The following is a 13,283-nucleotide window of genomic DNA, read 5'->3' as shown; positions in this document are numbered from 1 at the left end:
TCGTCTATGATTGCGAAAGCAAGTATCCAGAGCAAAGTTCAAAAGTTGTTAAGGCTTTAGCTTTATAGCGTTTGATTTGGGATACGTTAACTCTGGATGCCGGATCAAGTCCAGCATGACACAAATGTAGCTTACATTTTGAATTTTGCTATAATTATCATTAAATCAGCTATCGGCATTTTCCTACTGGCCTTATTCTATAGATCACTTCCAATCCATCAGGTGTATTATGAATTTTCTTGATTTAGCACAATCCCGTTATACCAGCAAAGCTTACGATGCAAATAAAAAAATTCCAGAAGAAACATTAACACAACTGCTTGAGATTCTACGTTTAACGCCGTCATCGATTAATATTCAGCCATGGCAATTTATTGTGGCACAAAGTCAGGGGGCTAAAGAAAAAATTGCCGAAGCCATGCCCGATACCTTTGCTTATAATATTCCGAAAGTTCTAAATGCTTCCGAAGTCATTATTTTTACTGTTCGATCTGATATTGATCAGAACCATCTGGATAAAATTCTGAATGCCGAAGACGAGGCCGGACGCTTTAGAACGCCTGAATCAAAAGAAACTCAAAGAACAACGCGTCAGGGTTATATTAATCTTTATAAACAGCAGAATAAGATCAATGGCTGGGTTGAAAACCAGACGCATATTGCATTGGGTAATGCCCTGTTTGCGGCCAAGGCAGCAAATATTGATGCGACCCCAATTGGCGGTTTCAATCATGAAATTCTGGATCGGGTATTTGACTTTCAGGCACAGGGTTTACGCAGCGTGGTTCTACTTGCACTGGGCTATCATAGTGACACCGATTTCAACGCCGATTTGCCCAAAGGACGTTTAAAAACAGAAGATGTGATTAAAATTATTTAAGTCATCCCCATGGAAAAATATCCATTCGCATAAACATTAGTCACTTTTTTAAACAGTTAACAGCAATGCGAGACTGTTTGAATCCGCATCTCTCTGTTATGCTTAGATTCAAACGCTTTGTTGCATATTTCAGGATTTCGATTACATGACTGTTCGCATTGGTACGCCACTACAATCATCTGCTACACGAGTATTATTTCTAGGCGCTGGAGAACTGGGCAAGGAAGTTGTGATTTCTTTACAACGTCTGGGTGTCGAAGTCATTGCCGCAGACCGTTATGATCATGCGCCTGCCATGCAGGTTGCGCATCATAGTTATACGCTAGATATGAGTAATGCTGAAGCATTAAAAAAACTCATCGATGACGTTCAACCGCATTTAATCGTTCCTGAAATTGAAGCCATTGCAACAGAAGTATTACTGGAAATTGAGGCGAAAAATATCGCTACAGTAATTCCTTCGGCCAAAGCGGTTAACCTCACCATGAATCGTGAGGGCATTCGCCGTCTTGCCGCCGAAGAACTTGGTTTACCTACATCAACCTACCGTTTTGCCGATAGTCTGGAAAGTTTCCGCGCTGCCTGTGATGACATTGCTTACCCGAACTTTGTCAAACCAGTCATGTCATCTTCTGGTAAAGGGCAATCCCGTGTCACCAGTTTTGAGGAAGTGGATGCAGCATGGAATTATGCCATGCAAGGCGGACGGGTGAATCAGGGTAAAGTCATTGTCGAATCACAAATTGATTTTGATTTTGAAATCACCCTACTGACAGTAAGAGCAAAAAATCCTGAAACGGGCGCCATCGAAACCCACTTTTGTGATCCAATCGGACACCGTCAGGACTCTGGCGATTATGTTGAAAGCTGGCAACCACAATTAATGACAGATGCAGCACTGGCAGAATCGAAACGTATTGCCGATAAAGTCACTACAGCATTGGGCGGTTGTGGTATTTTTGGTGTGGAATTATTTATCAATGGTGATCAGGTCTGGTTTAGTGAAGTTTCACCACGCCCACATGATACGGGTCTGGTAACCTTAGCCAGTCAATTCCAGAGCGAGTTTGAATTACATGCCCGTGCCATTCTTGGCTTACCAGTCAACACCACCCGACATAGTGTAGCAGCAAGTGCGGTAATCTATGCCGGTCAGGATGCGACCAATCTAACCTATACCAATCTGGACAAAGCACTGGCTTATGCTGAGAGTGATTTACGCCTGTTTGGCAAACCGGAAGGCTTTCGCCGTCGTCGTATGGGGGTTGCCACTGCACGGGCTGAAACCACAGATCAGGCCCGTGAACATGCAGTGACTACGGCCCAGCTCGTGCTTGTAGAGAAATTCACAGACTAATCACCAAATCAGCCCAAATTGTCTTGGGCTTTTTTATGTAGAGAAATGATGCGTATGCCCAAGCTTGCCCCGCTTTCCAATTTCGTCACTTTAGGACAGGATCTTAAAGGCATTAATGACTGGCGTAGCCTGATTGAAGAGCAACTCGATGCAGCCTTTAATTCGGGCACCTCCATTCGTGACATTGTCACCGAACGTTCCAATCAGATTGATCTGGTCTTACGTTTTTTATGGAAAAATGCCGGACTGGAACAGACAGATCTTGGTCTTTTTGCCGTAGGCGGCTATGGCCGTCGCGAAATGTTGCCTTATTCTGATGTCGATGTCCTGATTCTTTCAGAAGATGAGATTGATCCGGAAGCAGAAGAAAAAATCAAAACCTTTGTTTCTTCCCTATGGGATGTTGGCAATTTTAAACCGGGCATCAGTGTGCGCACCTTAAAATCGTGTTTTGAGCAAGCCAAAGCAGATCTCACCATTGCGACCTCACTGATTGAATCACGATTGCTGATTGGCAAAGAATGCCTAAGCAAATGGCCGCGACGTATCGTATCCGAAGGCTGGTCAGACAAAACTTTTTTTGATGCAAAGATGCAGGAACAACGGCATCGTCATGAACAACATAATAATACCGAAAGCAATCTGGAACCCGATATCAAAAATGCACCCGGTGGCTTACGGGATATGAATCAGATTGGCTGGATTGCCAAACGACATTTTCGCGTGCAACGAATTTATGATCTGGTACATCTGGGTTTTATCAGTGAATTTGAACTGGGTTTATTAGAAGAAGCTGAAATCTTCCTATGGGAAATTCGTCATTATTTGCATCGTATTAGAAAACGTGATGAAAATCGTCTGTTATTTGATTATCAACGTGAAATCGCAGCAAAAATGGGCTATGTACGTCAGGAAGGTCAACATCCGAATCACGCCATTGAACAATTTATGAAGCGTTATTATCGTACTGCCCAAACGGTTTCCACGCTGAATGAATTATTGCTCAATTATTTTAATGAAGCGGTGATTACCCCACGTTTGCCGGATTATGAACGTAAAATTATCGATCTGAACCAGAATTTTAAACTGGTTGATGACAAGCTTGCCGTCACCCATCACAAAGTATTTTCAGAAAGTCCAAGTGCCATTCTGGAAGTCTTTTATTTGATGGCAAACCGTACTGATATTCAAGGCATTCGTGCCAGAACCTTACGTCTATTGATTCTGGCTGCCAAAAAAATTGATCAGAACTTTCGGGATAATCCGATTCATCAAGCCTTATTTATGGCCATTATCCGCTCGCCATATCGTCTATACGAAACTTTAGTCGCAATGAAACGCTATGGTGTACTGGGACATTATATTCCTGCCTTTGGTCAAATCATGGGCCTGATGCAATACGATCTTTTCCATATTTACACCGTAGATGCCCATACCTTATTGCTGATTCGCAATTTAAACCGCTTTGCCGAACCCGAGTTTAGCAAGCAATATCCTATGGTCAGCAGCGTGTTCCAACGTTTGAACCGTAAAGATATTATTTATCTGGCAGCATTATTTCACGATATTGCCAAAGGTCGTGGTGGCGATCATAGTGAACTGGGTGCAGAAGATGCCATCGAGTTTTGCCGTCAGCATGGTTTAACCGAACGTGAAGGAAAAATGGTGGCTTGGCTCACCCGTAACCATCTGATCATGTCACTCACTGCCCAGAAGAAAGATATTTCCGATCCGGATGTGGTACAGGGTTTTGCCGAACAGATGGGCGATATGGAGCATTTGGATTATTTATACTGCCTTACTGTTGCCGATATCAACGCCACCAACCCAACCTTGTGGACCAACTGGAAAGCCTCACTGTTACGCCAGCTCTATTCACAGGCACGGGAAATTATTCGTGCTGGTATTGACCGCCCTGTCGATCATCAAATGTTGATCGAAGATACCAAATTTGCGGCGATTGATATTCTGGCTGATGAGTTCCCGACCACGGAAATTGAAGAAGTCTGGCAGGAATTGGGCGATGACTATTTCCTCAAAGAAAGTGCCGATGAAATCGTCTGGCATACCAGTGCAATTCTGCGACATGGTGACAATCCTGATCCACTGGTATTGATCCGTGAACATCGTAAAGCGGTACAATTGTTTATCTACACCCGTGACACACCAAACCTGTTTGCCACCACGGTTGCTGTACTCGATCGCATGAATCTGGATGTGCAGGACGCCCGTATTATCACAGCGGCCACCAACTTTTCACTGGATACCTATGTAATTCATGATCGCCTTGGCAGCATTATGTCTGATCCGGAACGGTTACATCAAGTTACCAGTGCGCTGGTAAAAGCATTGTGCCATGCCGATCAATATCCAGGAGTGATGCAACGTATTATTCCACGGCAACTTCGCCATTTTGAAGTCGAAAATACCGTGGATATCCGACTGAATCATGCCCTAAACCAGAATATGGTGGAAATTTCCACACTTGACCAACCCGGTTTACTGGCGCGTGTCGGCGGCTTATTTATGATGCAGGGACTGGATATTCATTCTGCCAGAATTGCTACGCTGGGTGAAAAAGCAGAAGATATTTTCTTTGTCACCAAACAGGACGGTATACCGCTAGATGAAGAAGAATCCAAAGATTTTGCCGAGAAATTAAAACTGGCATTAGATGAAGCATCGAATCGGGTCACGATTCAACACTGATGATGACCCTATACTGATGAATGTATTTTTAACCAACATATTTTTTGACTAGAGTGTTTGCAATGAATCCAGATTTGGCGTTACTCCATCCTTATCCTTTTGAAAAACTCAATGCATTGTTTGCCGATGTCGTGCCAGCAAACTTGCCATTGATTCCCCTTTCAATCGGGGAGCCAAAGCACCCTGCACCTGAATTTGTAAAAACAGTCATCAGTGAAAATTTTAACCATCTTTCCACCTATCCCAATAGTAAAGGCCTGCCGGAATTGCGCCAAAGCATTGCCAACTGGTTAAAACAGCGTTTTCAGCTCAACAGCATTGATGCAGAAACTCAGATTTTACCGGTCAGTGGTACCCGTGAAGCTATTTTTTCCTTTGTACAGGCATCGATTGATCGCAGTCAAACCCCTTATGTAGTGATGCCCAATCCTTTTTATCAGATTTATGAAGGTGCTGCACTACTTGTAGGTGCCAAACCCTATTTCGTCAACTGTACGATTGCCAATGATTACAAAGGCGATTTTGATCAAGTGCCTAGTGAAGTCTGGCAAAATACCGCCATTTTGTTTGTCTGCACGCCGGGTAATCCAACCGGCGCGGTGTTATCCAAAGACGATTTTAAAAAGCTGATTCAATTGTCAGATCAATATGGTTTTATTATTGCATCTGATGAATGCTATTCCGAACTGTGGTTTGATCAGGCACCCGTGGGCTTGCTTGAAGTCTGTGCAGAAATTGGCCGTGATGATTATAAAAACTGTATCGTTTTTCACTCTCTGTCCAAGCGTTCCAATTTACCTGGCATGCGTTCCGGCTTTGTCGCAGGTGATGCCGCTTTACTGGTACCCTATCTTAAATATCGTACTTATCACGGTGCCGCTATGCCGGTACAGCATCAACTTGCCTCCATTGCAGCTTGGAATGATGAAACGCATGTTGAAGAAAACCGTAAAGCCTATCGGAAAAAATTTGATTTATTCCAGCAGGAATTAGGCAATTTACTGCTGCTTAAAAAACCCGATGCCGGTTTTTATTACTGGTTACAAGTCGATGATGATGAAGCCTTTGCCAGAAAATTATTAAGTGAAGCCAATATCAAAGTGTTACCAGGTCGCTATCTTTCCCGCACTACAGACCAAGGGAATCCGGGTGAGAATCATGTGCGTATGGCATTGGTCGCAAGCATTGAACAATGCGAAGAAGTCATCAAGCGCTTAAAACAGATTCTTTGATGTTTTTTGTGTATAAGAAAATATTTAAACGCATTGCTTGTTAGGAAGTAATGCTTTTTTAAATCATTATTATCGTGCATTTGCTCAGTCGTTCAAATATACATCTTGGACATACAATTGGAGCAAAAATATATTCTAATGACACCGCAATTTGCAGGCATTTCAAAAAAAGAACTTGGTTCCTTCGTAACTGTACTTGATCAACATCGGCAAATCATTATCAATGCATTAGATTTTTTAATTAGCAGCATATAATTATAAAAAAAAACCGCATCACGAATGATACGGCGCGCTAAACTGGATATTATTATTTTTGAGCTTATGCAGTGGCTTTTTTAGCTTCTAATTCCGCACGTACTGTTTTTGCCATTTTCACCATCTCGGTCAATGCTGCACAAGTTTCATCCCAGTTACGGGTTTTTAAACCACAGTCTGGATTCACCCAAAGACGTTCGGCAGGAATGGTTTTTAAGGCGCCATCAATCACTACACGCATATTATCTGCACTTGGCGTACGTGGACTATGAATATCATATACACCCGGTCCAATCGCATTTGGATAACCCTGTTGATGGAACACTTCAAGTAACTGTAAACCAGAACGTGATGTTTCAATGGTGATCACATCGGCATCCATCGCAGTGATTTGCGGCAAACAATCTTTAAAATCTGAATAGCACATATGGGTATGAATCTGTGTATCCACCTTGGCACTGCTTGAGCAATGTTTAAATGATTTCACCGTCCAGTCCCAATAATCGGCACGATCTGCGGTACGCAGCGGCAAAGCTTCACGGAATGCGGCTTCATCAATTTGGATAATTTCCACACCTGCATCCTGCAAATCGGATACTTCCTGACGAATCGCTTCTGCCAACTGCAAGCACACTTCACGACGGCTACGATGTGCTGGTGGAAATGACCAGTTCAGAATGGTCACAGGACCTGTCAACATGCCTTTTACGATTTTGTCGGTTAAGGAATTGGCATAAGTAATCCATTTTACCGTCATTGCATGTGGACGCGTGATGTCAGCAACTATGATCGGTGGACGGACACAACGTGAACCATAGGATTGTACCCAGCCAAATTTAGACAACCAGAAACCATCTAATAAACCTGCAAAGTATTCCACCATGTCGGTACGTTCTGCTTCGCCATGCACAAACACATCGATACCAAGCTGTTCTTGTTGCTCAATGGCATAGGCGATTTCTTTTTTCATTGCTGCTTCATAGTCAGCATCAGATAAATTGCCTTTATTCCACGCCGCACGCGCTGCACGAATTTCCGCAGTTTGTGGGAATGAACCGATGGTTGTGGTTGGCAATAATGGCAAATTAAATTTTGCCTGTTGTGCTGCATAACGCTCGGTAAATGGTTCCTGACGTGCCTGCCCTTGTAAGTCAAATGCTGCCTGTAAAGCAAAGTTTAATGCTGGATTTTCGCTAATATTGCCATTAGCCAATGCCACTAATTCATCCAGCTTTTGACGGGCAAATGCCAACTTACCCTCAATTTCCGCAGGCACTTGTTCAGAACGTAAATCCACAGGTACATGAAGTAATGAGCTACCTGTAGACAACCATAAACGATCACCTAAAGATTTTTCCGCTGTGACAACGATGTCATTCAGTTGTACCAAATCACTTGCCCAGACACTACGACCATTGATTAAACCTAATGACAGGATTTTATGCGCAGGTAACTGGTCAATGACTTTTTTCCAGAAAAATTCGCCTGCTTTTTCACGAGTAATGTCAATGTGTAAGCCTGCAACGGGTAAATTCACTGCAAGATTTAAATTTTCACCCAACGTTTCAAAATAGGTACTGATGATCAACTTTAAACCATCACGACGTTGTAATAAATTATAGGTACGTTCAAATGCAGCTTGCCATTCTGGCGCAAGATCAAGCACCAAAATGGGTTCATCGACCTGTACATACTCCACACCACGGGCTTTTAAATCATCAAATAATTTGGCATAAATAGGGACCAAAGCATCTATAAATTTTAATGTGGCATGATTTGCAATATAGCCTGCTGCCGCTTCTGTATGCTCAGAACCACAACCACAGGCTGTTGCTGCTGCTTTTTCTGCTTTGCCATCGACAATACGGGATAAATACAGGAATGTCAGTAAACCAGGAACAACTACTTTTAAAGGCTGATTAAATGCTTTGGCACGATCAACCTGTGCCAATAGATCAGAAAAGTCAGCATGAAATTCCTGATTTAAAGTGAATTCCGGCACTAAATAATGATAGTTGGTGTCAAACCATTTGGTCATTTCCAATGCAGCCACATCGCTACAATCTGGCGCACGACCACGAGCCAAATAGAACTGTTGATCGACCTGATTCAATTTTGCACTTTCTGCAAAACGTGCTGGAATCACGCCCAAACGTACAGCTTGCGTCAGAATCGCATCATAAAAAACAAAATCACCGACAGTCAGTAATGCAAGCCCTGCATCCACTTGTGCTTGCCAATTTGCAGCTTCGACTGCTTGTGCTTGTTCCAGAAACTCCGCTTGTGTACTTTCACCTTTCCAATATGCTTCTTCAGCAAACTTCAGTTCACGTTTCACACCGATACGGGGATAACCCAAAATATGTGTTTGAATACCCATCAGATCTGCCTCAATATTAAAATTAATAAAATTCATTTGATGGGACAATAATCAAATAAAATTCATTTTGAAGCAAACTCATTATTTTCATGTTATATTGAATTATATTCACAAAATTATTGATTTCTATGCTGGAACTCCGCCATCTCAGAACCTTGCAAGCTTTACGTGAACATGGTTCACTGGTTTCTGCCGCAGCAGATTTAAACCTGACGCCTTCTGCCATCTCTCATCAACTCAAAGAACTAGAACACTGGTATGATGTGGAAATTGTCAATCGGCGGAGTCGTCCCTTACAGTTTTCCAATGTCGGTCTGCGTTTACTCAAGCTGGCTGATGATATTCTGCCGCAAGTTCAATTGGCCCAATCCGATATTGTGAGATTGGTACATGGTCAAACTGGACGAATTATTTTTTCTTCGGAATGTCATAGCTGTTTTGACTGGCTGATGCCGCTGCTCAATCAATATCGCCAGCAATATCCTGATGTCGATTTGGATTTCGCTTCTGGTTTTGAAATGAACCCGCATGAATTATTACAAAATTCCGAGTTTGACCTCCTGATCACTGCCGATCCAATCGCACTCAAAGGCATTGAATACTTTCCTATTTTTCAATATGAATCCCGTCTGGTCTTATCCAACACACATGCACTGGTACGAGATGAACAGCTCACCATTGAAAAACTGGCAGCAGAAACGCTAATTACCTATCCCGTGGATAAACATCGTCTGGACATCATGGCGCATGTGTTTATTCCTGCAAATATCCAACCAAAACAGATTCGCACCACAGAATTGACACAAATGCTGATTCAATTGGTCGCTAGTGGTCGGGGAATTTCGGCTTTACCGGATTGGGTGGTGTATGAATATGAACAAAAGGGCTGGGTCACCAGTCGTCGTTTAGACTGTATCTCTCCTGAAGGTTTACGCAGAACTTTATATGCGGGTTTTAGAACAGAAGATAAAGACAAAGATTATTTTCACGGTTTCTTGAAACAATTACAGAAATTTTCCAATAAGAGACAAAGTTATTATGCGGATTAAATAGATAGATCAAAAGCAGGGAATTTTCCTGCTAGTCTTCTGATTATACGATGGTTTCTTATCTTTAAAAGAATAAATTAATTCGAGTTTCTCATTTGTGTTTATTTCAGGTTTTAAGAGAGATATTTTCTTATCTCTCCAACCATCAAAAAAACACAAATATTTTTTCATTACTCATCCCGAGTAAGCACTTCAAATAATTCTATTTCAAAGCTTAAATCCGAGTTGGCTGGAATCATTTGACCAATTTGGCGTTCGCCATAGGCAAGATGTGCAGGTACAATAAGTTTTCGTTTACCTCCGACTTTCATGCCGATAATCCCCTGATCCCAGCCTTTGATTACCCGACCTGTACCAATGACGCACTGGAATAATTGACCACGGTCATGGGAGGAATCAAATTTTGTTCCATCATTTAACCAGCCGGTATAATGGGTTTTAATCAAGGCACCTTTGACTGCGGTTTTCCCCTCACCTACGATTAAGTCTATGATTTCCAATTGTTCTGGCATGATGGTACACCCTTAATTTTGATGCGCACATGATAAACTGTTTCTGGCTGACAAGAAAAGTAAAGATTGCGCCTTGATTTTGCTTTTTTAATCACCATATTAATAATCAAGGATTAGTCGACAAAAATCATGCCCAATGATCAATTTTGAGGTAATCTGTTCTCCAGGCAGATTATCGTATTTGCAGTCCATGTTCCCCTTTTGGACTGCATTTTTTTATTTTTGGGAAAGTCATTGATGAATCTTAATCAGGAACTTTTACTGGTATTCAAAACCGCGATAGAAACCGGATCATTTTCTGCCACCGCGCGAAAACTGGGTAAGGCCCCCTCAGCTGTGAGTATGGCGATTTCCCAACTCGAAGATGAATTGGCATTAAGTCTGTTTGATCGCTCCAAACGCGAACCACAACCAACACCGGCTGCTTTAAGTCTTTATCAATCCACCTTACAAACGCTCGCCGTGATGCAACAATGGCAGAACCACGCCCTGCAACTTGCCGATCATGTTGAACCAGTCTTGAGTATTGCCTTTGCCACGGAACTAGAAAGCCTAATCTGGACCAATATATTTCGGCAACTTAGTGAATATTACCCTTTATTAAAATTAGAGATTTTAACCTTACCGCAACAGGAAGCACTGGAATCGGTATTGTCGGGTCGAGTCAATTTTGCCATTTTACTGGAACGTCAAAGCCTAAATGGGATTGAACAATTTATTGAAATTGGTAAAGAAAATATGGTGGCTGTGGTTGCGCCTAATCACCCCTTATACCATCAAAAAGCCAGTTATGATGATTTATTACAGCATCGCCAGATCGTGTTTAATAGCCGTGAAAATCAATCCACCTCAGTTTTGCAATTGTCTTATCATAGTTGGCAAACAGATAATCAATATTTTGCTGTGGATATTATTCATGCTGGTCTTGCCTGGGGCTTTTTACCGCAATCCTATATTGAAGATCATTTAAAAAATCAAACGCTGGCACTCATTGACGTAGAAGATTTCTGTCCAAGTATTACCTTATGTATCGATCTGGTCTGGAGTCGGGAAAGACCCTTGGGTAAAGCTGCACAGCACTTTATCGAGCTGGTCAAACAATCAAGACATAAAGCATAAAAAAGACCTCAAATTTGAAGTCTTTTTTAGATACGCTGAATAAAATAACCGTGACTTATTTAGGTGCTTTAAAGCTGTCTCTTAAATCTAGAATACGGTTAAATACTGGTTTTTCATATAAATGATCATAACGATCTGCAACAAAATAACCTTCCCGTTCAAACTGGAAACGCTGCTCTTTTTCTGCCAGAGCCAATGCTGGTTCAACCACAGCCTGCACCACTTTAAGAGAATCTGGATTTAAATTTTCCAGAAAATCTTCACCCTGTTCCGGATCAGCTGCACTAAATAAACGCTCATAAATACGCACTTCGGCAGGAATACCTTTGGAAGCAGAGACCCAGTGAATTACACCTTTGACTTTACGGCCTTCCGGATTTTTACCTAGTGTGTCCGGATCAATTGAGCATTTCAATTCGATCACTTCGCCATTGGCATCTTTAATCACTTCATCACATTTAATCACATAGGCATGACGTAAACGTACTTCCCCCTGTGGAATCAACCGTTTAAAGCCTTTTGGTGGAACTTCTTCAAAATCCTTACGATCAATATAGATTTCCTTGGTCAAAGGAATAATTCGTTCTCCCATATCCACATTTGGATGACGAGCATGGCTTAAGTCCAGTTCTTCAGGCAAGTTGGTTAAGGTGACTTTTAATGGATTTAACACGGCCATACCACGGGCAGCAGTATTTTCCAGTGATTGACGAATACAAAATTCCAGCATCGCCACATCGACAATACCATCCGTTTTGGATACGCCAACACGTTTACAGAAATCTTTTAAGCCTTCTGCGGTAAAACCACGACGGCGCATACCGACCACAGTTGGCATACGCGGATCATCCCAGCCATTAACAAAACCACCTTCAACCAGACGACGTAATTTCCGTTTTGAAGTAATGGTGTAGTCAATATTTAAACGGGAAGACTCATACTGACGTGGCACAGCCTGTGAGTGAACTTTTTCAATCACCCAGTCATAGAATGGACGATGATCCTGAAACTCCAATGTACACAAGGAATGTGTCACCCCTTCAATGGCATCGGATAACGGATGAGCATAATCATACATCGGATAAATTTTCCAAGTATCCCCTGTTTGATGATGATCGGAATGCAACACACGATATAAAATCGGATCACGCATATGGACATTTGCGCTGGCCATATCAATTTTGGCACGCAATACCGCTTCGCCTTCGCCCAATTCACCATTACGCATTTGCTCGAATCGTGCCAGATTCTCATCTACACTGGCATCACGATACGGTGAATTTTTACCTGCCTCATTGAAATTACCACGGTTGATACGAATTTCTTCCGGTGTTTGTAAATCGACATAGGCATCGCCCTGTTGTATCAATTGCAATGCCCATTGATACAACTGTTCAAAATAGCTAGATGCATAACGCGGCTGATCCTGCCACTGAAATCCCAACCATTTGACATCATTGGCAATACCATCAACATATTCCTGCTCTTCGGCATCCGGATTGGTATCATCAAAACGTAAATTACAATAACCGTTATATTCTTCTGCAATTCCAAAATTCAGACAAATGGCTTTGACATGGCCAATATGTAAATAACCATTTGGCTCAGGTGGAAAACGTGTTACCACATGTTGTGTACGACCACTGTCCAGATCATCGGTAATCACCTGACGGATGAAATCTAAACCCGGCTGTTGCTGTACTTGCTGTTCGCTTGCAACATCAGAATTTGTTGAAGGAATATTCGGCACATGAGTTACAGCATCTTTTGAGTTCATAGTCATACATCAC

10 protein-coding genes are annotated in these 13,283 nt (G+C 42.1%); 7 read left to right on the top strand and 3 right to left on the bottom strand.

Annotated elements, in window-relative coordinates; translation table 11 throughout:
* The first annotated feature begins 229 nt into the window (after window positions 1-229).
* The 5 genes from nfsB to CRO21_RS17875 all read left to right on the top strand — a co-directional run bounded on the left by nfsB (window position 230) and on the right by CRO21_RS17875 (window position 6,433).
* Complete coding sequence (gene nfsB, locus CRO21_RS04310) at window positions 230-880, top strand: oxygen-insensitive NAD(P)H nitroreductase (protein WP_097078066.1); 651 nt, start codon at window positions 230-232, stop codon at window positions 878-880.
* Window positions 881-1,025: 145 nt separating this feature from the next.
* Window positions 1,026-2,237, top strand: a complete 1,212-nt coding sequence (gene purT, locus CRO21_RS04305; RefSeq protein WP_097078065.1) for a formate-dependent phosphoribosylglycinamide formyltransferase — start codon at window positions 1,026-1,028, stop codon at window positions 2,235-2,237.
* A 54-nt stretch (window positions 2,238-2,291) separates the two neighbouring features.
* Window positions 2,292-4,946: a [protein-PII] uridylyltransferase gene (gene glnD / locus CRO21_RS04300; protein WP_097078141.1), complete on the top strand. Its 2,655-nt coding sequence runs from the start codon at window positions 2,292-2,294 to the stop codon at window positions 4,944-4,946.
* 62 nt (window positions 4,947-5,008) lie between these two features.
* Window positions 5,009-6,178, top strand: a complete 1,170-nt coding sequence (dapC, locus tag CRO21_RS04295) for a succinyldiaminopimelate transaminase (RefSeq protein ID WP_097078064.1) — start codon at window positions 5,009-5,011, stop codon at window positions 6,176-6,178.
* 105 nt (window positions 6,179-6,283) lie between these two features.
* The gene (locus CRO21_RS17875; RefSeq protein WP_409449479.1) at window positions 6,284-6,433 is read left to right on the top strand and encodes a CcdB family protein; all 150 of its coding nucleotides are present in this window, start codon (window positions 6,284-6,286) and stop codon (window positions 6,431-6,433) included.
* A 64-nt stretch (window positions 6,434-6,497) separates the two neighbouring features.
* On the opposite strand, the gene metE is transcribed toward CRO21_RS17875, so the two are convergent.
* Window positions 6,498-8,813, bottom strand: coding sequence for a 5-methyltetrahydropteroyltriglutamate--homocysteine S-methyltransferase (metE, locus tag CRO21_RS04285; RefSeq protein ID WP_097078140.1), 2,316 nt, complete (start codon window positions 8,811-8,813; stop codon window positions 6,498-6,500).
* A gap of 128 nt (window positions 8,814-8,941) precedes the next feature.
* On the opposite strand from metE, the gene CRO21_RS04280 reads away from it, so the two are divergent.
* The gene (locus CRO21_RS04280; protein WP_097078062.1) at window positions 8,942-9,862 is read left to right on the top strand and encodes a LysR family transcriptional regulator; all 921 of its coding nucleotides are present in this window, start codon (window positions 8,942-8,944) and stop codon (window positions 9,860-9,862) included.
* Between the two features lie 170 nt (window positions 9,863-10,032).
* Here the strand turns inward: CRO21_RS04280 and CRO21_RS04275 are convergent, their stop codons facing one another.
* A complete protein-coding gene (locus CRO21_RS04275; RefSeq protein WP_097078061.1) occupies window positions 10,033-10,374 on the bottom strand; it encodes an FKBP-type peptidyl-prolyl cis-trans isomerase in 342 nt (113 codons plus the stop codon).
* 237 nt (window positions 10,375-10,611) lie between these two features.
* Here CRO21_RS04275 and CRO21_RS04270 point away from each other — a divergent pair, with 237 nt between their 5' ends.
* On the top strand, window positions 10,612-11,493 hold the full coding sequence (locus CRO21_RS04270; RefSeq protein WP_097078060.1) for a LysR family transcriptional regulator: 882 nt from the start codon (window positions 10,612-10,614) through the stop codon (window positions 11,491-11,493).
* A 55-nt stretch (window positions 11,494-11,548) separates the two neighbouring features.
* Here CRO21_RS04270 and CRO21_RS04265 read toward each other — a convergent pair whose 3' ends face one another.
* The gene (locus CRO21_RS04265) at window positions 11,549-13,270 is read right to left on the bottom strand and encodes a glutamine--tRNA ligase/YqeY domain fusion protein (RefSeq protein ID WP_097078059.1); all 1,722 of its coding nucleotides are present in this window, start codon (window positions 13,268-13,270) and stop codon (window positions 11,549-11,551) included.
* Between the last annotated feature and the right edge of the window lie 13 nt (window positions 13,271-13,283).

Source organism: Acinetobacter puyangensis (assembly GCF_900096995.1).
Lineage (GTDB): Bacteria > Pseudomonadota > Gammaproteobacteria > Pseudomonadales > Moraxellaceae > Acinetobacter > Acinetobacter puyangensis.
This window is presented reverse-complemented; position numbering and strand designations above follow the sequence as displayed.

Bases quoted from the DNA above. Each gene is read 5' to 3' on its own strand.
- nfsB (WP_097078066.1), top strand. From the start codon at position 230: ATGAATTTTCTTGATTTAGCACAATCCCGTTATACCAGCAAAGCTTAC.
- purT (WP_097078065.1), top strand. From the start codon at position 1,026: ATGACTGTTCGCATTGGTACGCCACTACAATCATCTGCTACACGAGTA.
- glnD (WP_097078141.1), top strand. From the start codon at position 2,292: ATGCCCAAGCTTGCCCCGCTTTCCAATTTCGTCACTTTAGGACAGGAT.
- dapC (WP_097078064.1), top strand. From the start codon at position 5,009: ATGAATCCAGATTTGGCGTTACTCCATCCTTATCCTTTTGAAAAACTC.
- metE (WP_097078140.1), bottom strand. From the start codon at position 8,813: ATGGGTATTCAAACACATATTTTGGGTTATCCCCGTATCGGTGTGAAA.
- CRO21_RS04280 (WP_097078062.1), top strand. From the start codon at position 8,942: ATGCTGGAACTCCGCCATCTCAGAACCTTGCAAGCTTTACGTGAACAT.
- CRO21_RS04275 (WP_097078061.1), bottom strand. From the start codon at position 10,374: ATGCCAGAACAATTGGAAATCATAGACTTAATCGTAGGTGAGGGGAAA.
- CRO21_RS04270 (WP_097078060.1), top strand. From the start codon at position 10,612: ATGAATCTTAATCAGGAACTTTTACTGGTATTCAAAACCGCGATAGAA.
- CRO21_RS04265 (WP_097078059.1), bottom strand. From the start codon at position 13,270: ATGAACTCAAAAGATGCTGTAACTCATGTGCCGAATATTCCTTCAACA.